The sequence below is a fragment of the Flavobacterium geliluteum genome, assembly GCF_017948595.1.
GTDB classification, from domain to species: Bacteria; Bacteroidota; Bacteroidia; order Flavobacteriales; family Flavobacteriaceae; genus Flavobacterium; species Flavobacterium flavipigmentatum.
Map to the genome: position 1 here is coordinate 1 of NZ_JAGFBV010000001.1, position 21770 is coordinate 21770.

At 35.0% G+C, this 21770-nt stretch carries 12 protein-coding genes; 3 read left to right on the top strand and 9 right to left on the bottom strand.

Annotation, left to right across the window (positions count from 1 at the left end; translation table 11 throughout):
* Window positions 1–180 precede the first annotated feature (180 nt).
* Both J3495_RS00005 and miaE read right to left on the bottom strand, forming a co-directional pair.
* Window positions 181–2934: an AsmA family protein gene (locus J3495_RS00005; RefSeq protein WP_236025362.1), complete on the bottom strand. Its 2754-nt coding sequence runs from the start codon at window positions 2932–2934 to the stop codon at window positions 181–183.
* A gap of 53 nt (window positions 2935–2987) precedes the next feature.
* Window positions 2988–3569 carry a tRNA-(ms[2]io[6]A)-hydroxylase gene (miaE, locus tag J3495_RS00010; RefSeq protein ID WP_210664513.1) on the bottom strand — a complete coding sequence of 194 codons (582 nt, stop codon included), beginning with the start codon at window positions 3567–3569 and terminating at the stop codon, window positions 2988–2990.
* Between the two features lie 114 nt (window positions 3570–3683).
* Between miaE and J3495_RS00015 the strand changes: the two genes are divergently transcribed.
* Window positions 3684–4928 (top strand): glycosyltransferase, encoded by a 1245-nt coding sequence (locus tag J3495_RS00015; RefSeq protein WP_210664514.1) that lies wholly within the window; start codon window positions 3684–3686, stop codon window positions 4926–4928.
* 72 nt (window positions 4929–5000) lie between these two features.
* Here the strand turns inward: J3495_RS00015 and J3495_RS00020 are convergent, their stop codons facing one another.
* The 6 genes from J3495_RS00020 to porU all read right to left on the bottom strand — a co-directional run bounded on the left by J3495_RS00020 (window position 5001) and on the right by porU (window position 15394).
* Window positions 5001–6848 (bottom strand): hydrolase/aminopeptidase, encoded by a 1848-nt coding sequence (locus J3495_RS00020; protein ID WP_210664515.1) that lies wholly within the window; start codon window positions 6846–6848, stop codon window positions 5001–5003.
* 89 nt (window positions 6849–6937) lie between these two features.
* Window positions 6938–8590: a pyruvate dehydrogenase complex dihydrolipoamide acetyltransferase gene (locus J3495_RS00025; protein ID WP_210664516.1), complete on the bottom strand. Its 1653-nt coding sequence runs from the start codon at window positions 8588–8590 to the stop codon at window positions 6938–6940.
* Window positions 8591–8596: 6 nt separating this feature from the next.
* Window positions 8597–9595 carry a pyruvate dehydrogenase (acetyl-transferring) E1 component subunit alpha gene (pdhA, locus tag J3495_RS00030; protein ID WP_056190513.1) on the bottom strand — a complete coding sequence of 333 codons (999 nt, stop codon included), beginning with the start codon at window positions 9593–9595 and terminating at the stop codon, window positions 8597–8599.
* Window positions 9596–9752: 157 nt separating this feature from the next.
* On the bottom strand, window positions 9753–10235 hold the full coding sequence (cdd, locus tag J3495_RS00035; protein ID WP_210664517.1) for a cytidine deaminase: 483 nt from the start codon (window positions 10233–10235) through the stop codon (window positions 9753–9755).
* Window positions 10236–10310: 75 nt separating this feature from the next.
* Window positions 10311–11516, bottom strand: coding sequence for a type IX secretion system outer membrane channel protein PorV (porV, locus tag J3495_RS00040; RefSeq protein WP_210664518.1), 1206 nt, complete (start codon window positions 11514–11516; stop codon window positions 10311–10313).
* A 41-nt stretch (window positions 11517–11557) separates the two neighbouring features.
* Window positions 11558–15394 carry a type IX secretion system sortase PorU gene (gene porU, locus J3495_RS00045; protein ID WP_210664519.1) on the bottom strand — a complete coding sequence of 1279 codons (3837 nt, stop codon included), beginning with the start codon at window positions 15392–15394 and terminating at the stop codon, window positions 11558–11560.
* A gap of 214 nt (window positions 15395–15608) precedes the next feature.
* On the opposite strand from porU, the gene gldJ reads away from it, so the two are divergent.
* Both gldJ and J3495_RS00055 read left to right on the top strand, forming a co-directional pair.
* Window positions 15609–17285 (top strand): gliding motility lipoprotein GldJ, encoded by a 1677-nt coding sequence (gene gldJ / locus J3495_RS00050; protein WP_210664520.1) that lies wholly within the window; start codon window positions 15609–15611, stop codon window positions 17283–17285.
* A gap of 121 nt (window positions 17286–17406) precedes the next feature.
* Entirely contained in the window at window positions 17407–18693 is a 1287-nt protein-coding gene (locus J3495_RS00055; protein WP_210664521.1) for a UDP-N-acetylmuramoyl-tripeptide--D-alanyl-D-alanine ligase, read from the top strand.
* Window positions 18694–18751: 58 nt separating this feature from the next.
* Here the strand turns inward: J3495_RS00055 and J3495_RS00060 are convergent, their stop codons facing one another.
* Complete coding sequence (locus J3495_RS00060) at window positions 18752–21625, bottom strand: triple tyrosine motif-containing protein (protein ID WP_236025363.1); 2874 nt, start codon at window positions 21623–21625, stop codon at window positions 18752–18754.
* Window positions 21626–21770: the final 145 nt, after the last annotated feature.

Sequence of the window (21770 nt, forward strand, 5' to 3'; positions counted from 1 at the left end):
ATCTAAAAAGTCTTATGATTACACGTAAAAGATACAAAAAAAGGAGCAGAAAACTTTTAGCTTCTACTCCTTTTAATTAATAATTATTCTTGAAAAAGAATTTTGAAAAGACTTTTTCAGTGCCCTCCGATTATGAACAGGTTTTGTATTTCTTGCAAATAAATTAGAATTTGGAATTTCTTACTCATTATCTATAGTTTCTTCCAGATCTTCGGTTTTTCTTCCCACTTTTATTTTCGGATTATTCTGTGTTCCTGTAATGGTAAGCGGAATTCCTAAAATACCGAGAGGCGGCAGTCCCAGGCGCATTTTTAGGTTGAGTTTTCCGTCTAAACTTGTTGTGCCTTCAATTCTGGGTCTAAAGCCCGCAAATTTAAATTTGAAGCGCTCCAGCGTCATGATATTGTTTTTGACAGTAGTTTTGATTTCTACTTTTGAAATATCAGGATTTTTTAGGGCTTCAGAGCTGGTTTCTTTGCTTACGGCATTAAACATTTTTAGTCCCCTTACTTTTACATCTTTTACAGAAAGTATTCCGCCTCCAACAAGTGAGGGATAAACGGGTTCCATATTACTGTTTAATCTTCCTTTTAATTGATAATCCAGAGAGACAATTCCTTGTGCTTTTTCGGCTGCGCTGACCATTTTTCTAAAAACTGCAATCTCATTATACGCTCTTTTGACATTAAAATCAGAAGCTTTTATAGTGTAGTCAAACGTTGCTTTTTGAGCCGTTGCCGCTTGATAATTGGCGTTCATGGTAACATTGCATCCAATTAGATTGAAACCTGTATTTTGCATGCTGAGTTTTCCTTGGTTTATTTTTAGGCTTCCCGTTGCATTATTTAAAGCTAACTGGTCAAAATTTACTTTTTGTGCATTGGCTCTGAATTGCAAATTGAGATTAGACGGAATTACAATCACTCCTGTTTGTCCCTTTTCAGCATTAGCAGCCGTACTTTCTGTTGTTGTTTGTGTCTCAGAAGTATTAGACGATATATTCGACATAAATTCATCCACATTAATATATTTTGCGGTAATCGTAAAAGCGCCGCGTAAAACTCCTTTCGCAGAAGTAGCATAATTGAATACATTTTGTAAATATCCGTTCATTTTAAAGTCGGATTGACCGTATTCGGCAAGGAAACTATTAAAAGACATTTTGTCCTGATTGATTTTGAAAATGCCTTCCTTAATGATGAATTTTTTCGGAAGATTCTCAGAAGTGATTCCAATATTTCTCAATTCAAGCGTTCCTTTATTGTACAGTTTGCTGTAATTGCCTTTTTCGGCATCGCTTTGTTTTCCTTTCAAAACCAAATCAGCTTTTACAAAACCATCCAAATCGAGACCTTTTTGCGAAAAAACTTTATATATTTTATTGATGTCCAATTCGCCTTTGGCTTTTATATCATAATTTAAATCATCAAAATTGCTCAAATCTGCGGTGACAAAAACAGGTTTTCCTTCAAAAATAAAATGAGTTGGCTTTAGACTTACTTTTAAATCCTGAAAAGTTCCTTTTTGGTTGTCGATTCTTGAGTTTACAGTGATATTCGTTATCGGATTTGGGTAATATTTGGTTTTCAAATAACCGTTATTCAAATTTACAAAGCCTTTCGTAACTGGAAAGAGATGCTTTTTTTGATCAAATTTTCCATCTACCTTTATGTCTCCTGCCAAACTTCCTTTTAATTCTAAATCAGGGATTCCTAGAGCTTTATTTAGTTTTTGAAGGTCAATTTTAGCTTTAAAATTACCTTTAATCTCAGGAGAATTGATGCCTTTGATGTAAAAATTTGATTTTAAATAATCTTGATGAATGTTTAAAGATAAATTTCTGGCATCTATAATCGCAAGTTCCGGATTTAAAGCCGGAAGTTTGGTTTTAAATTCCATATTGAAGTTAGAAACTGGAAAAGCACTTTTGTTATAGTTTACAAATCCGTTTTCTATTTTTAAGTCTAAATTTAAATCAGGAGCCAGTTTTTGCGAAGTAATGTATTTTCCTTTGAGTGTTAATTGCAAATTGGTGTTCCCTTTTAAATCTGCTTTAGAAAGCCATGTAATATATTTTGGCGGAAACGCTGTAAATACATCATGAAGGTCGCTGTTGCTTGATTTTAGTACAAAATCCATATTGTAGCCTTCTTTTAAGATATCAAATTTCCCAATGAAATCGACCAAAAGATCATTGATTTTTAAGTTGTTTTGCTGGAAAAAGAAGGAAAGCGAATTTATATTTACCTTGGTAATCAGATCGGCATTGATTTTTTTATTTATCAAATACGGCTCATTTTCATATACAATATTTAACTTTTCAATTTTCGCTTTCGAGTTCAGATCAAAAATTTCCTTATTCAGATCGCCTTTTCCTAAATAATCAAATCCTGCAATATCAAGAAGTACTTTTGTGGACTGGTCATCGTATCTGACTTTGCTGTTTAAAATTTCGATACGTTCTAGTTTCAAAGCAGTTTCGGTACTGTCTTTTGATTTTTTTGAAGGTGTTGAGGATTTATAAATATTATAATTTGCCTCTCCATTAGCATTTACTTTTACATTAATAAAAGCATTAGATAAATAAATCTGATCAATTTTTACCGTTTTGCTAAAAACCAAACTTGCAACGTCAATTCCAAAAGAAACTTCCTTTGCTGTAATGAATTTTTCGTTTTTGTAGGGTGCAGAGCCATTAAGGTGCAAGCCGGTTAAGGTAAGTGTTAAAGATGGAAAATGATGAAAAAAAGAGACTGAAACATCTTTATAATTGAGTTCGGCACTCAGTTTTTCATTAGCCGTCTTTTTTATTTGATTCTTTATTTGATCTTCAAAAATAATTGGAGTTAAAAAAAGTAATCCTAAAAATACAGCAAAAGTGATTCCGAGATATTTTGCAGTTTTTAATAAAATCGACTTAGTTTTAATAAACATGATAAAATTTTAGGAGTAAAAAAAAATTAGAAATTGTTACTGTTTTATGGTAATTAGCCATGAACAGTTTCGTTTTTTCCGTAGTTGGTAATGATAGATCCTTCAAATTCGATCCATTCTTTCCAGCGTTTATCAATGTCTATGTTGTCAGTATATTTTCGGGCAAATCCTAAAAAAGTAGTGTAATGACCCGCTTCAGAAATCATTAAATCACGATAAAATTTAGCCAATTCTACGTCTTTTATATTTTCAGAAAGAACTTTAAAACGCTCACAACTTCTCGCTTCAATCATGGCAGAGAACAACAGACGATCGCAAAGTGCATCTTTTCGGCTACCATCTTTTTTCATAAATTTAAAAAGTTCATTCACATAATGATCTTTTCGTTCGCGCCCCAATGTCAATCCTCTTTTTTTGATAAGATCATGTACCATTTGTAAATGTTCCAGCTCTTCACGGGCGATAACAAGCATTTCGGTTACGAGTTCTTCTAACTCAGAATTATAGGTAACCAAGCTAATGGCGTTCGATGCTGCTTTTTGCTCGCACCAAGCGTGGTCGGTTAAGATTTCTTCGATATTCGATTCTACTATATTCACCCAACGTGGGTCGGTCGCTAATTTTAATCCTAACATAATGGTATTGAAAAATGGTATGCTGCAAAATTAGTCATTTTTACAACCGAAAATTACTAAATAGTGTGTAAATCCGCCTAAAAAAGCATTATTTTGTACCTTGAAACAATTAAAATGAATCAAATAAAAAAACTATTAATTATTGGTTTTGTCTGGCCTGAGCCAAATTCTTCCGCAGCGGGAAGCAGGATGATGCAACTGATTGCTATTTTTGCTGCAAATCAATTTGAAATAACATTTGCAAGTCCGGCTTTAGATAGCGAATTTATGGTTGATTTAGCTGAATTTGCAGTGACAAAAAAAGCTATCGAACTGAATAACGCCAGTTTTGATGCTTTTATCAGAGAGTTAAATCCTGATGTCGTTTTATTTGATCGTTTTATGATCGAAGAGCAATTTGGCTGGCGTGTTGCTGAAAATTGTCCCAAAGCCATTCGATTATTAGACACCGAAGATTTGCATTGTTTGCGAACAGGAAGGCAAAAAGCTTTCAAAGAAAACAGACCCTTTCAATTAAATGATTTATTGGCTGAGGAAGTAGCAAAGCGAGAAATTGCCAGTATTTTAAGGTGTGATCTGTCTTTTATTATTTCTGAATTTGAGATGAAGATTTTAGAAGATGTTTTTAAAATCAATCGAAGTTTGTTATATTATTTACCTTTTCTGGTAGATGAAATGTTTGAAATTGATTTGGGAAAATTACCTTCTTTTGAAGAAAGAAAGCATTTTGTTTTCATAGGCAATTTTCTTCATGAACCCAATTGGAACACCGTTCAATATCTAAAAGAATCAATCTGGTCCTTGATTAGGAAACAATTTCCGGAAGCTATTTTAGAGGTTTATGGAGCATATCCGTCACAAAAAGTTCTGCAGTTGCATCAGCCAAAAGAAGGTTTTTTTATTATGGGAAGAGCCGCAAACGCATGCGAAGTAGTGAAAAAAACTAAGGTAGTTTTGGCACCAATTCGTTTTGGAGCAGGTTTAAAAGGAAAATTATTAGAAGCCATGCAGTGTGGCACTCCAAGTGTTACTACATCAATCGGAGCGGAGGCCATGCATGGGAATTTGTTTTGGAATGGTTTTATTTCGGATAAAGTTGAGGAATTTGCAAACTATGCAATTGAATTGTACCAAAATGAAAATCTGTGGCGACAGTCTCAAAAAAACGGAATTGCGATCGTGAACGAATGTTTTCAAAAAAGTCAATTTTCGGATCAGTTAATTGCGGCAATTAATGCTTTATTACATGATTGTGAAAACCATCGCCTTCAAAATTTCATGGGAAGTTTGTTGCATCATCATACCTTAAAAAGTACTAAATACATGTCTAAATGGATTGAAGCCAAGAATAAAAATTAGGTGTCTGTTTGGAAAAATTAAAATCCCCAATTAACTCAAGCTAATCGGGGATTTTAATTTTTTTTTTGAAATTTATTTCAACAGACCTTCAACACTTTGAATCGTTGTTTGATGGTAGCCTGATTTGGCTTTTTCAAAAATTTGTTTTGCCCGAACTTTCCCTTCAGGAGTTTTTACCATTTCTTTATAAAGCGTCATTAAGGAGCCGGTTCTGCTCGTTGCAATCATAAATTGCTCGATTGCAGGATAGGCTACAGTATAATGATGACGGATGGCAGGTACAAACCATTGGCGTTTGATCACAAAATTTCCGCCTTTGGTAAAATTAAATTCAGCATCAATAGCAGCCATTTCTTTTGTTGTTATGTCTTCTGGAAGATGATCTATAAAATGTTGTTTTCCGGTCGTAGAGGTTATTTTTTGACTTAATCCTTTCATGCCTGTTTTTCTCCAGTTTTGCTGAATGATATCTATTGCAGCAAAATCATCAGAATGAACTGCCGTAATGTTAGATGGAATTCCAGGCTTGTAAATCCAATCTTCCAGTTTTATTTTATCAGCAATTGCTTTGTTTCCTTTTATGAGGTTTTCGTTTAAATATTTCACAAAATCTTCTGTTGTGATCGATTGAAAAGCGTGGGCATCAAAATAGTTTTTAATAAAAATATCAAATTTTTCACGTCCCACTGTTTGTTCAATTACTTTTAAAAAGTTGTATCCTTTTACATAAGGAATTTCGCTTATTCCATCATCAGGGTTTCTGTTGGTAAGGCTAACTTTTAAGCGTGTGTCGGGGTTTGTAGGGCTATATTCTGCTACATTAGCATCTAGGTCCGCACGAGTGAGAACGTCTTGCATTTCAGCTTCTTTTTTACCAAAAATTGCCTCGCCAATTCTATGTTCAACGTAAGTTGTAAAACCTTCGTTTAGCCAAATATCATCCCAGGTTGCATTGGTCACTAAGTTTCCGCTCCAGCTGTGTCCCAATTCGTGAGCCAATAAGCTTGTCAGCGAGCGATCACCTGCAATAACTCCGGGTGTTAAGAAGGTTAAGTTTGGGTTTTCCATTCCGCCATAAGGAAAACTCGGCGGTAAAACCAGTACATCGTAACGTCCCCAACGGTACGGACCGTAAAGTTTTTCGGCAGCTACAACCATTTTTCCCAGTTCAGCAAATTCCCAAGCTGATTTTTTTAACATAGAGGGTTCTGCATAAACACCGGTTCTATTGTCTATAGATTGAAATTCTAAATCGCCAACGGCAATCGCCATCAAATAAGACGGAATTGCTTTGTCTTGTTTGAAAGTATAAATTCCGCTGTCATTTTTCTTCTGAGGATTCTCAGCGCTCATTACAGCCAATAAATCGTTAGGAACTGTAACTTTTGCAGTATACGTAAAACGAACTCCCGGTGAATCCTGACATGGAATCCAGGTTCTGGACCAAATGCTTTCGCCTTGAGAAAAAAGGAAGGGTTTCTTTTTGTCTGCAGTTTGTTCTGGAGTTAACCATTGCAATGCAACAGCATCTTTTGTCGTTGTATAATAAATATTGACTTTGGTTGTATTGGGTTCAATTGTAATTTTAAGAGGTTTTCCATGAAATTCAACTTCAGTTCCAAGTTCAAATTTCGTTTCTTTTTCTTCGTCTCCTAAGGTGACTTTGGTAATGTTTAAGGTGTTTTCGTCAAAAATGATTTCAGTTCCTCTACTGATATTGTCAATTTCCCAAGAAGCTTTTCCTGAAATCGTTTGTGTATCAAAATCAACTTTGATATCAAGATCTAAATGTTTTACAACGGCAAGTTCCGGTTTAGAGAAGGTGTGTTCATCATTAACTTTTGCTGTTTTTTGTGTGTTGTCTTTTTTCTGGCAGGATAAAGCGGCCAAAAATAAAGTGAGTAGAACTATTTTTTTCATTTTATGAAGATTGAATTTGAGAATGAAAATTAAACAAAAAATCCCGTTTTGAATAAACAAAACGGGATTTAATTATAAAATATCAGGGATTACGCCAGCATTGTAACTGGGCTTTCGATGAATTGTTTTAATGTTTGTAAAAATTGAGCTCCGGTTGCTCCGTCAATTGTTCTATGGTCACACGCTAATGATAACATCATTGTGTTTCCAACTACAATCTGACCGTTTTTAACTACCGGTTTTTCAACAATCGCACCTACAGAAAGAATAGCAGAATTTGGTTGGTTGATAATTGAATTGAATTCAGTAATACCAAACATTCCAAGGTTAGATACTGTAAAAGTACTTCCTTCCATTTCTTGAGGTCCTAATTTTTTGTTTTTAGCTCTTCCTGCTAAATCTCTTACTGATGCACCAATTTGGGATAAACTCATAGCATCTGTAAATTTCAATACAGGAACTACTAATCCGTCTTCAACGGCTACAGCAACACCAATATTAACGTGGTGGTTGATGATGATAGCATCTTCTTTCCACTGAGAGTTAATTTTTGGATGTTTTTTCAATGCTAAAGCACAAGCTTTAATGACCATATCGTTAAAAGAAACTTTTGTTTCAGGAACAGTATTGATTGTCGCTCTTGCCTGCATTGCTTCATCCATGCTTACTTCGATCACTAAGTTGTAGTGAGGCGCAGTAAACAATGATTCTGCCAAACGTTTTGCGATAATTTTACGCATTTGCGAATTTTTGATCTCTTCTGTAAACACTTCTCCGGCAGGAACAAAAACTTTTGGTGCAGCAGGAGCGGCAGTTTCAGTTTTTGAAGAAGTTGTAGCTGCAGCAGGTTGAGTTTGTGCAGATGGAGTAAAGTTTTCGATATCGCTTTTTACGATACGTCCATTTTCTCCGGATCCTTTCACTTGAGTTAATTGAATTCCTTTATCAGAAGCAATTTTTTTAGCCAAAGGCGAAGCTAAAATTCTTCCTCCATTTGATGAAGAGTCAGCAGTTGCTTCGGTTGCTTTTTCAGCAGCAGGAGCAGTTTTTTCTTCGGTTGCTGGAGCACTTGCATTTGCAGTTCCTCCGGCAGTATAATTGTCGGCAATTCCAGAAATATCAGTTCCTGCAGGCCCGATAATAGCTAATAAACTATCAACAGGAGCAGTGTTTCCTTCTTTAATTCCGATATATAATAATGTTCCGGCATTGAAAGACTCAAACTCCATAGTCGCTTTGTCTGTTTCAATTTCAGCTAAAATATCGCCTTCTGCAACAGCATCACCTTCTTTTTTCAACCAGGTTGCTACTGTACCTTCCGTCATTGTATCACTCAAACGAGGCATAGTTACCACTATCACACCTTTAGGTAATTCAGTTGCTGCTTTTGCAGGAGCAGCAGTTTCTGTTTTAGCTTCAGCAGCAGGAGCTTCTTTAGTTTCTGCTTTTGGAGCTTCGGCAGCAGGAGCATCGCCACCAGCTAATAATGCTGAAATATCTTCTCCTTCGCTACCAATGATGGCTAATAATGAATCAACAGGCGCAGTTTCTCCAGCCTGTATTCCGATATGTAAAAGAGTTCCTTCGTTGAAAGACTCAAATTCCATTGTTGCTTTATCTGTTTCAATTTCAGCAAGGATGTCACCTTCGCTGATTTTGTCGCCTACTTTTTTTAACCAAGTCGCTACCGTTCCTTCCGTCATAGTATCGCTCAAACGAGGCATTGTTACTTTTATCGCCATAATATTTTATAGTTTATGAGGTGTGAATGGATAGTCTTCTTGTGCGTATACTACGTCATATAGTTGTTGTAATTCTGGATATGGAGATTCTTCGGCAAATTTCACGCATTCTTCAACCAGATCTTTAACTCTTTGGTCAATTACTTCAATTTCTTCTTCTGTAGCATATTTTTGATCCATAATCACATCCAAAACTTGTGTAATTGGGTCAATTTTTTTGTATTCTTCTACCTCTTCCTTAGAACGGTACAATTGTGCATCAGACATTGAGTGTCCTCTGTAACGGTATGTTTTCATTTCAAGAAAAGTTGGTCCATCACCGCGACGCGCTCTATCAATAGCTTCTGTCATGGCTTCGGCTACTTTTACAGGATTCATTCCGTCAACTGGTCCGCAAGGCATTTCATATCCTAAACCAAGTTTCCAGATGTCTGTATGGTTGGCAGTTCTTTCTACAGATGTTCCCATTGCGTAACCGTTGTTTTCAACGATAAAAACTACAGGTAGTTTCCATAACATTGCCATGTTAAAAGCTTCGTGTAAAGAGCCTTGTCTTGCAGCTCCATCACCAAAATAGGTCATGGTTACACCGCCAGTTTCAAAATATTTATCAGCAAAAGCCAAACCAGCTCCAACCGGAATTTGTCCACCTACGATTCCGTGACCTCCGTAAAAACGGTGTTCTTTAGAGAAAATGTGCATTGAGCCTCCCATACCTTTAGAAGTTCCCGTAGCTTTTCCCAAAAGTTCAGCCATTACACGTCTGGGATCAACTCCCATACCAATTGGCTGCACGTGATTTCTGTATGCAGTAATCATTTTGTCTTTGGTCAAATCCATAGCGTGCAAAGCACCCGCTAAAACGGCCTCTTGACCATTATATAAATGGAGAAAACCTCTAACTTTTTGTTGAATGTATAATGCTGCAAGTTTGTCTTCAAACTTTCTCCAAAGCAGCATGTCTTCGTACCACTTTAAATATACTTCTTTTGTAACTTCTTTCATCTGAATTCTTTCTTTTGCTAAAGTTGTTTGTGTTATCAATTGTTGCCTATAACGCAAAATAGTTTCCTCCCACAAATTTGCGCCCGAAAGGTCGGGATGCAAAAATAAGACATTCCGTTTAAGAACTAAAATTTAAAAGGTACTTTTTGGCTTTTTTTTACAAGAACTTTTTATCAAACATAAAAGGGAGTAGATTTTTTAGGGATGCCGATTTGTAAACCTGACCAATTTCGCCCATAAAATAGATTTCGATAGGGTTGTCCTGCTTGATTTCGTATTCTGCTATCGATTGTCGGCAAGAGCCACATGGCGGAATTGGAGCTGTGGTTTGGTTGGTATCGGATGCCGCTGTAATTGCCATTTTTAATATTTTAGCTTCTGGGTAAGCAGCTCCTGCATAAAAAATAGCGACTCTTTCTGCGCACAAACCAGATGGATAAGCGGCATTCTCCTGATTAGATCCTACAACTATTTTTCCGTTATCTAAAAGTAGGGCAGCACCAACTCTAAATTGAGAGTAGGGGGCGTATGCTTTTTTTCGGATTGCAATTGCTTCAGTCATTAAATCCTGAATGTCATTTGATAATTCATCTAAGGTGTCAAACACTAAAAAAGATGATGTAATGCTTATTTCTTTCATTGTTTTTAAGGGAAAAAAAATCCAAATTCCCATAAATTAGGAATTTGGATAGATATGTTTTACTGTTTTGTATTTTTAATAAACTTCGTATTTGTCTCCAAAGTTAAAGGTTAAAGAGAAGCGAAGGGTGTTTTCTAAAGGATTTCTGATTTTAGATGCAGAAAATAAATAAGAAACATCAACTTTTACAACATTATATTTGAAGCCAGCTCCGAGAGAGAAAAATTTTCTCGCTCCTTTTTCAGGGCTTTCATGAAAATATCCCGCACGCATAGAAAATGCATCTTGATACGTATATTCTGCTCCCACACTGTAGGTGATTTCTTTTAATTCTTCGCTAGTACCATTTGGAGCGTCTCCAAATGATTTAAAGATTCCCGAAACCCAGCCAATGTTTTTGTAATCATTGTAGTTGTTGGTGTCGGCTTCCTGCTGTGTAATGTCTTCAGGGTCAGTAAAATCTCCATCATTATTAGTATCTACAGGAGTTCCAGTTCCCGGAGGCGTTGGTACAAGAAGTTTTGCAAATTCTACACTAACTCCAACAGTGTTGTATTCATCCAGAATAAAGTCAAAACCAGCTCCCAGTCTTAAATTAGCAGGCAAAAAATTAGAGCTAAAATCGTCATTGTCATAGCTAATTTTTGGACCTAAATTTTGCATATTAAAACCAGCTCTCCATCTTCCATTAAAGCTTGTGTAAGCAATTTCTTCAGATTGATAAAATCCTGCAATATCCACGGCAAAAGAACCTGCTGCAGAGGCATCAGTGTCTTCTGAAGGAATTTTTAAGTTTGAGCGGATGTATCTCGCTCCGACGGCCATAGAGAACTTTTCGCTTAGTTTTAAAGAGTACGAACCATCAAGAGCAAATTCATTTGGAGATACTGTTCTTGCAGCTTCATTTGGGTCTCCAGTTGTTCGTAACTCAATATCTCCAAAACCAAAATAACGCAAACTTGCTGCAAAAGCACTTCGGTCATTTACTTTGTTGTAATAGGTTACCTGACCTAACGAAATATCATTGGCTAAATCTGTTAAATAGGGAGTATAACTCACAGAAAATCCTTGCTTATCTACCGAAAAAGCATATTTTGCTGGGTTCCATTGTTGCGAGAATACGTCTGCAGATGTAGCCACACCCTGATCGCCTAAACCGGCTGCTCTGGCGTCTGCTGCGACTAATAAAAACGGAACTCCTGTCGTAATAGGTCGATTATCTTGAGCCTTTACTTTAAAAAGAATTGTAAAACAAATTAAAAGTAGAGATATTTTTTTCATTTGTAGACTTAGGGTTTTTTATGGTAAAAATATATATATTATTATAATATGACAAGTTTTTCGTACTTTTCTGCTTTTTTATTTGTTAAATTTGATTTAACAGTGAGTTTATAAATATAAACTCCTTTGCCTATGCGGTCTCCAAAATCATCTTTGCCGTCCCAGGTTATTTCTCTTGATAAAAATCCTTCGGTTGTGATAACTTGGTTTTTTGTCCAGACTACTTTTCCGGTTATGGTCATCACCTGAACCTGAACATCCAGTGGTTCGTAGGGTCTGTTGTGGGAAAACCAAAATTGGGTGTAAGTAGAAAATGGATTTGGATAATTAAGAACGTGTGTCAATGTAAGGGAATCATCGCCAACGACTACAAATTGTATCTCACTTGTTACCGGATTGTTATAAACATCCCAAGCTGTAAAACTTATAGTGTGTATTCCTGCTGCTAAATTTCTTAGCGGGAAACGTAAATTTCCATTGGTGTAATCGTCTAATTTTGTTTGATAATAATCATTCAAAATATAAGGATTACTAGTGTCTCCGTCTACTATAGCTACAATATCATGGCCGATACCACTTGCAGTATTGATTCCGTTTTCGTCTTCAAGAAACGCTAACAGAAACGGAGATTCGTTTGTGATTCCTCCCGAAACAAAAGTTTCATCATTCATATATAACTTCACTTTTGGACTAATATTGTCTTGAGGTGCATTTTCGTTAATTCCACCTATTTTAATAAGGTTGTTGTACCCAGATTGATTCTCAAAAAGTTGATTTTTTTTCGAATAAAAACTAATTTTTCCATTATCAAGCGGAATTCTAATATCTCTCGGAACGATAAAACTAAATTCGAAAACACCATTGGTTACAGAAGCATTTCCTCTAAAAATAGTTTCTCCCAAAGTTTTTAATTGTATAGAAGGACTATTTTCGTCGTTGTTTAAAGTGCTGGTAGTAATTAATTTATCAAAAATGGCAGTAGCTAATTCTCCGTTGTAATTGCTCAATAAATTATTGTTTTCATCTGTAATTTCTCCCGTGATTTTCATTTTGGCCAATGATTTAAAATCCGGAATGGATTGTGAAATGGCAATATCATTCACTTTAGTTAAAATAATTTTAGGTTTAGCAATCGCAAGCATCAGGGCAGGATCACCAATATAAAAAACGACATTACTTGATGAACTCGGATTTTCATTTTTAGAAAGTCGAAGCGATTCTGCAATTGTTGTGTATTGATTTGAACCATAAGAAAGCAGGTTTTTACCCAAAATGTCATTAAAGTTTTCAGCATTAAACTGACCAATTTCGCGAATCGTAGTAATCATGGCAATGGCTCCTCCTTTCGGATTCCAGAATGTATATTCTCCTGCAGTTGGGCGACTCGGATCGTCAAAACGTGAAAAATCGCAGGTAATCGTTATAAATAAAGGATATTTGAACTGATTGTTTAAGTTTTGCCCATCTGATTTTTCCCAAATACGTTCGGCTGCTAATCCATCTTCGCCGCCATGACCTAAATAGTTAAAAACGAGCGCACCTTTTTCGAAAGCATTAAAAAAATCGGTTCGGGCTTTAGGGTATCTTGATCCTCCTGCAGAAGCTTCCTGTGTGTAGGCGTCCAGAATTATTTTGTCTACATTTAAAAAAGGCTTTTCAGTTGTGATAGCATCAGCCAGAGCATTTTGGCGGCTTTGCAACGAGGCATCCGAATTTATGTCGGAATCATCGCTTACAAGAACAAAATTATTGCGCCAGTTACCATACGATTTAATGTCGTGGTATTCCAGAACCTTATTGACCAGTTGTTCGGCTTGAGCATTATCCGAAACTAACATTCTGCCCACTGCAATGTCGATTCCTCCAAAAAAAGAAGTTATAATGCCTTCATCAGCATCCATTAAACCATAAAAATCATCAGAAGCAAAAGAGCTTTCTCCGATGGTATTGCTATTTAAGGAGTGATAGATCGGTACAATGTTGGTATTATTCGAAATTCTATTTTTATAATCGTACGAGGCGTCTCCAAAAAGATTCAGGTATTTGATTCTTTTTTCAGGAGAAGAAGCGTTGTCATATAGATATCTAACGCAATTTCTGATGGCTGCGATATCTTGCTTTCCTGACGAAAACTCCTGGTAGATGTTTTCTAAAGTGACCACTTTTACACTCAGGTTAGAATAATTTCGATGAAAAGCGGCTAATTTTTCAGCTTGCGAAAGTAAAAATTTGGGTGTTACAATAAGATAATCAATATCCTGACTGGCGTTTTGATTGTTTTTAAAAAGTGTTCCTTTTAGATTTTGGTTGGTAATTTTTGATTGATTTTCTTTTAAAGGATTATAATAATCACTCGGATCAATAGCGACATATTTTCTAATTTCTCCCAAATTTGCTTTAAAGCTAAAACTTGCCTGATTGCTGTTCTGAAAAGAAGATATATTATAAAGGTCTGTAATGTCCCAAATTTGAGCGATTGAAGTGGCGTTTCCAATTGTATAATTTGCAATTCCTGCTGTTGAGCCTGCTAAATCGTATTGAAATTGAAATTGTTTCCCAATGCCTAGTAATCTTCTTTTGGCAATTAAATTGATAAAATCTAAATATCCTTTTGATCCCGGAACTCCATTATTATTGTATGATAATTTTATTTTTAGATTTTCGCTGCCTGTAAAAGTGCTGTTGGGATTAAGTTTTCCGGAGAAATACTTTGTCTCTGAATTTGTTGTTAAGGCATTAAAAGAGATGTTTCCAATGGTTTGTCCGTTTGATGAAACAGTAAAAGAAGTTGGTGTAAAAGCCGCCGAAGCCGCTGTTACAGCTATTTTAACAGGCACGGTTAGGTCTATGTTTGGAAAGTTAAAGTCAAATTCCTGCTCTTGATTGATGTCAAAGGATTCTCCAAGCCATTGGCGTCCCAGATGTGCAATATTGGTAAGGTCAATTTCGTGATATTGATGGTCGTCGAACGTATTGAGTTCCAGAGTGGCGTTTCCGGTTGGTTGGATATTTGCGGCAATTCGCTTCCCGTCACCACCTTGTGTTGTAATGTAATAATAAGATTTAGTGTCGTATAAATTGATGTTGGTTTGATTTTCATCGCTCCAGGTGTCAATACCTTCTGCGTAAAAAAGAATAAAGTCGTCATTGCCAAAATTGCCGTCACTTTCGCCCATTATTTGAATCGCATTTTCCGTCAAATCCTCGGGATAAAAGCTGCTGTTTGCCAACGGAAGCATTTTTCCGCCATTTCCATAGATTTTTATTCTCCTTGGGTCAGATTTTGTAACATCAAAACCTAAACTTTGCAGAAATTGTCTAGAAATTTTATAAACACCCGATTTTTCAACATAAAAACGATACCAATCTCCAGAAGCTAAAACAGAATTTGTGATGAGAGCCGTTTTTTGAAAAGAAGAATTGTTGCTGTTTCTTGCATTAGAATTATTGATAGTATACGAGAAAGATTTTACTTTTTTAAAACCATTTCCGTCAGAGATAATTGGTGATAAGGATATAAAAGTTTGTTTTTTATCTCTGGAATTTACCGTTTTGAGCGTTTCATTAACGCTTTTAGGAATATTTTCACGAGATAAATCTCCTAATTCAGCTACAGGAATTGATTCGTATAAAATATTCAAAATTTCGATTGTGCTGCTGTTATTATAGTTGGCTTCTTCTACTTTTAGCAGTAACATTATGTTTTTTTTTGTAGTATCGAACCTAAAACCGCTCCCAGAAAAGTACGGAATAGTAAATTTTGATTCTCCAAACCCCATTTCTCTTTTGGTTTGCCAATCTATTGTAAAAGCGCCATTTATCTGGGAAAATGAGATAATTGGGAGGAGAAAAAAGTATAAGATTAAGGTTTGTTTCATATTCAAAGAAAACAAAAATAATTTAAATTAATTTAAGTAAGTAAAAATATAGTATTTCATGTTATAGTAAATAATAAAAAGTATATTTTTGCGTTCGTAACTATAGGTTATTTTTCTGCAAAAAACAGTTAAATAAAATTAATTAGAACAGGTGTTGCTAATTAAATGTTAATTATTATATTGCAGCACCTAAATTTATCACCTACGAATGAGTATGAAAGTAAACAAAATTGTGGCCTTGCAATTTATGATGTCAATGGTATTGATGTTGGGCACGGCTAGTTGTAGCAAAAAATCAAGTTCTAGCAATGCTTCTAGAGCAACTGGTTGGGACGTTGACAGTCAAAATGGAACTGCTGCTAGAAATGCAGGAAAAAAACAACAGGCTGGTCCTGGTTTAGTTTTTGTTGAAGGAGGTACATTTACTATGGGTAAAGTACAGGATGATGTTATGCATGATTGGAATAACACACCAACTCAACAGCACGTTCAATCATTTTACATGGATGAAACAGAAGTAACCAATGGTATGTATCTTGAGTACCTAGAATGGTTAAAGAAAGTTTTTCCACCAACAGAAGAAAATTACAAAAACATTTACGAAGGAGCTTCTCCGGATACTTTAGTATGGAGAAACAGATTAGGTTATAACGAAACGATGACAAATAACTATTTGAGACATCCTTCTTATGCCAACTATCCTGTTGTAGGTGTAAACTGGATTCAGGCAACTGAGTTTAGTAAATGGAGAACTGACCGTGTAAACGAAGCAGTTTTAGAAAAAAATGGCTACCTTAAGAAAGGGGCTAAAACACAAGATGTAACTGCTGAAAGTATTTTTAATACTGAAACTTACGTTGCTTCTCCAACAAGTACTTACGGAGGAAACGAAGAGCTTGTTTTGAAGAAAAATCAAAGAGGAAAAAGACCTAAGGCTGGAAAAGATGGTGTAGAAGAAAAGAATGTGTACGCACAACGTTCTTCAGGAGTTATCTTGCCGGAATATAGATTGCCTACAGAAGCTGAGTGGGAATATGCCGCTGCCGCAGATGTTGGACAAAGAGAATATAACATCTACAAAGGACAAAAGAAATATCCTTGGTCTGGAGATTATACACGTTCGTCAAAACGTAAAAATAAAGGAGATCAATTGGCTAACTTTAAACAAGGAAACGGTGATTACGGTGGAATTGCAGGTTGGTCTGACGATGGAGCTGATATCACTAACGGCGTAAAAAGTTATGCTCCTAATGATTTCGGATTGTACGATATGGCAGGTAACGTTGCAGAATGGGTACAAGACGTTTACAGACCTATGATCGATAACGAGGCGAATGATTTTAACTACTTTAGAGGTAACCTTTATGGTAAAAATAAAATTGGTAAAGACGGAAAAATTGAAATTGTTACAAAAGATAACATTAAATATGATACTTTAAGCAATGGTAAGATTGTAGCAAGAAACCTTCCGGGTGAAATTGTTCAAGTACCGGTTGATGAGCAGGAAACATATTTGAGACAAAACTTTAGTACAAGTGATAATATCAATTATAGAGATGGTGATAAACAATCCTCTAAGTATTTTGATTTTGGAGATGAAGCAGAAAACAAAGCAGATCAAGCGATGTATAACTCGCCAAAACACAATGTAACTACAGACAGTTTAGGTACAATGATTAGAAAGTACGACAAATCAAGCAAGCGTACTACTTTGATCGATGATAATGTAAGAGTCTACAAAGGAGGTTCTTGGAGAGATAGAGCCTATTGGTTAGATCCAGCTCAAAGAAGATATTTCCCTCAGGATATGGCTACTGATTATATCGGATTTAGATGTGCAATGTCTAGAGTAGGTTCAAAATCTGAAAAAAGAAAATCACCAAGGAATTAAGTTTTTTAAAATTCCAAAAAAATAGTAAATCCAAATTCCTAGACTGAATATTTCAGTCAGGAATTTGGATTTTTTTTGTAGAAACTTTTCTATTTTTACATTCCATAAAAAATCTTTATAAATGAATATTCAAGAAATTCATAACCTGTTTCTAAAATGCAAATCGATATCAATAGATACGCGAAAAATAGAGAAGGACTCAATGTTTTGTGCTATTAAAGGAGAAAACTTTGATGCTAATACTTTTGCTCAAGAAGCACTAGACCGAGGCGCTTTATATGTCATTATCGATAACCCTGCTTATTTTATAGATCAGAGAACTATTTTGGTTCAGAACAGTTTAGAGACATTGCAGGAATTGGCAAAATTTCATCGTTTGTTTTTAAAATTGCCTATCATTGCTTTAACAGGCAGTAATGGTAAAACGACAACCAAAGAGCTTATTAATGTAGTTTTGGCTAAAAAATACAAGACCAAAGCTACTGTAGGCAACTTAAATAATCATATTGGAGTTCCCTTGACTTTATTGTCATTTACATCAGAAACAGAGATAGGTATTGTAGAGATGGGTGCAAATCATAAAAAAGAAATTGAGTTTTTATGTGAAATTGCACAACCTGATTACGGCTATATCACCAATTTTGGAAAGGCCCATTTAGAAGGTTTCGGAGGTGTTGAAGGCGTAATCGTGGGAAAAAGTGAGATGTACCAATATCTTAGGAATAGCAAAAAAATGGCTTTCGTAAATCTTGAAGACCCGATTCAGGTAGAAAAATCGCATGATATAAAATCTTTTACTTTCGGAATCAATAATGAGCATGCTGACGTAAATATCAAAAAAGTTGCGGCAAATCCTTTTGTTGTCATAGACTACAATGATTTTGCTGTAAAGTCTCACTTGATAGGTCTTTACAATTCAAATAACATCAATACTGCGGTAACAATTGGGCATTTTTTTGAGGTAGACAACGCATCTATACAATCGGCGATAGAAGGATATATTCCAGAAAATAATAGATCTCAGATGCTTAAAAAAGACAGTAACGAAATAATTCTCGATGCGTACAATGCCAATCCGAGCAGTATGGCAGTAGCAATTGCTAACTTTTTGCAATTGGATAGCCATAATAAAATAATGATTTTGGGCGATATGTTTGAACTCGGTGAAGAGAGTCATCAAGAGCACAAAGCTATTGTAGATTCAGTATCAAATCAAGAAAAATCTGTATGTTATTTTATTGGTAAAGCTTTTTTTGAGAATAAAATTTCAAGCGATATACTTCATTTTTTTGAAACTTTTGAGTCTTTTGCGACCTATCTAAAAACTATTAATTTTAGTAAAAATACAATTCTAATTAAAGGTTCAAGAGGTATGGCTCTGGAAAGAACATTAGAATATGTCGCATAATGCTAAAAATAACGCAAAAGAAAAGCCATCTTGTTTTTTTTTCAGGATGGCTTTTCTTTTAGATACTCATTAAAAAACCAATTAAGTTTTCTTTTTTATTAAGGCCAAGTTTTTTTCTTAATCGATATCGAGCCAATTCAACGCCTCCGGTCGAGATATTCATAATTTCGGCAATTTCCTTGGTAGACATATTCATTAGTAAATACGTTGACAAATCCAGCTCTCGCGGCGAGATTGTTGGGTATTTTTCTTTGAGTCTTTTTAGGAAATCAAAATGTACATTTTTGATGTGTTTTTCTAGATCTTTCCAGCTTTTATCGGTATTCACCTCCTTTACAATGCTTTTATGTAATTTATTAAACTCAGATTTTGTGCTGTCATCTAAGTTGTGTGTGTCAATATCTTTTATTTTCTGAATAATACCGTTTAATACTTTGTTCTTTTTTACAACCTGTAAAGAATTGTTAACCAATTCTTTATCTTTTGCGAGAATTTTTATTTGAAGCTTGTCATTTTTAAGTTTTTCAATCTCTTTTTCAAGTTCATGTTGTTCATGTCTAATTTTGGATTCTTTTTCCAAATAAAGCCTTCTTTGCTCAATCGTCTCGTAATATTTATTGGTTCTGATTTTTACTTTTATTCGATTGGTAGTATAATAGATTGCCGCTAAAATCAATATAAAATAAGTTAGATAAGCTAGAAAATGTCTGTACCACGGCGGCGAAATAGTGAAATTAATTTCTGAAACGTTAGACTCTACACCATAACTGTTTTTTGCCTTAATTTTCATAGTGTAATTTCCTTCTCTCAAGTTGGTGTATTCTTTAATCGAAATAGTAGACCAATTGCGCCAGTTTTCCTCAAATGGTTCTAGTTTATAAGAGTACATAACGTTTTCCTGATTTTCGAAAGTGGGAGACGAAAAGGTAAATTTTACGTGATTAGAGCTGTAAGGTAATTCAAATTCTTCTTTATCGGTGGTAAGATTCCCTGTTATAATAGTATCTTCTGGGAACGAAAAACTTTCGATAAAAGCCCTAGGTTTGGTTATAAAACTATTTGAAATTTTTGAGTCATAATGTGTTAATCCATCCGTTAATCCTATAAAAATATTATTAGGATCAATTGCATTTATAGAAATGTAATTGTTTACTAAATTGCCGGTTAAGTTAGAAAAAGGAGCTTCCTTTTGATGATATGTTCCATCTGATTTTTTTTCTAAAACGCCCAGTGACTCATTATAGGCATACCATAAATTACCATAAGCATCCTCAATCAAAGCTTTTAACGTAGGTGTCTTTGTAAACAAAGCTGATGTTTTTTTGTCTTCAAAAAAGCCTTCCTGCTCTTTACTATATCTGTAAAAGTGGTTTTTGGTTTGAAAATAAACCTTATTATTGATCGATTGTAAGCTGCCGATTCCTTTGCGCTGTGAGGAAATTCCAGTATGTTTTTTAATAAATTCAAAACTCTTTAAGTCCTCCGAAAGGGTCATTTGGTACAAATAATTATCTTTCTTGAGCCATAAATAATTCTCGTCAAGTTCAATTTCAAACGTATTGGTAGTTTGGTCAAATCCGGCCACTTGATTGACATAATCGATCCCGTTGGGAGCACTTTTAAATACCGAAAAGCCATTATAGCTTTCTCCAATAATATAACCGGGACGCTTAGGGATCGCTTTAAAACCAAAATATCCTTTGCTGTCCAGTATTTTGGCAACTCTGTTTTGTTCTATCACTAGCGCACCATTGTTACTGGCGCACAGTAAAGTATTGTTGATCACCTGTATGTTCCAGGCCTGTGCAATTGTTCCTTCTATGCGATAAAAAGGCTCGTCCTTAAATGATTTGCTCCACGGGTGGTAAAATAAGCCCTGATTTGTGGCCACATACAAGTTGTTATTATGCACGACAGAAGCATAAACGGTACCGATGTTATAACTATAATCAAAATAGGTAAAAGGGGAGTTTTCGTTAATAAAAGTGATTCCGTTATCAAGTCCCAGCCAGACATTGTTCTTGTTGTCTACAAAGGAAGTAAGCACCGTATTGTTTTGAAGTCCTTTTTGTCTGTTTAAGTGTTGAATAATCTTTCCGTTTAAATCACAAATTATGATGCCATTGAGTACTGTATTAAGCACAATAAATTTGTTTTTTATGATAGATCCGCCAAGCGAGGTGTTTTTTTTAATAAAGCTATTGGCTTCTGTCTCCCATGATTTTATAGATTTGCCATCACTTATAAAAAGTCCTTTTTCGAGAGAGGCAAGAATCAATTTATTATTAGAAAGAGGAAATACTGCCCAAATTTCTTTATCGTTAAAAAATTCAGATCCTGGCACTGCGATTAATTTGCCGTTTTTGTATTCCAGAATTCCTAGTGATTTGTCCTGAAAGTAAAGTTTGTTATTGATTAAAAATGAAAATTGAAATTTCTTTGGGGCATCGATGAAACGAAGTTTGTCATTTTTATAAAAAAACACTTTCGTGAAAGATTGAAAGATGACTTCGCCTTTATATATGTGTATTCTCCAAATTAGGTTAATATTTTTGCTGTCTTTCTTACTGATTAAATTTGATAAAGAAAAATACTTTAATTCTCCTTTTTCGTTGCTTTTAAAAAAACCAAATTCGTTATTTCCTCCTACAAATATTTTTCCTGAGTCATCAATTTTCAAACTTCTAATTGCGGTGCTATTCGGGAGTGAATATTTGTGCCAAGTAGATCCGTCAAACTTTATTAAACCACTATTATTTGCAAAATATAGGTTCCCATTTGTGTCCTGATCTATATTCCAGTTTTGAGTTCCGCCTTTATAATCGGTTCTTTTGTAGTTTTTGATGGCAGGAAGTCCAATATCTTTCACTTGGCCAAAAAGGGCAACTGAGAATAGTGTAAAAAAACCAATAATAAAATATGATTTTATCATTTTCATAATTTTTTCAAGGTATTTGATGTTTTTTATTGTAATTAGCTTATTTTTAGATATATAGTTTGGTTATATGTCTACTATTTCGATGTAGATGTACTATTTTTAGATAAAAATAAACATAATTGTTTGATGTAGTGTTTAT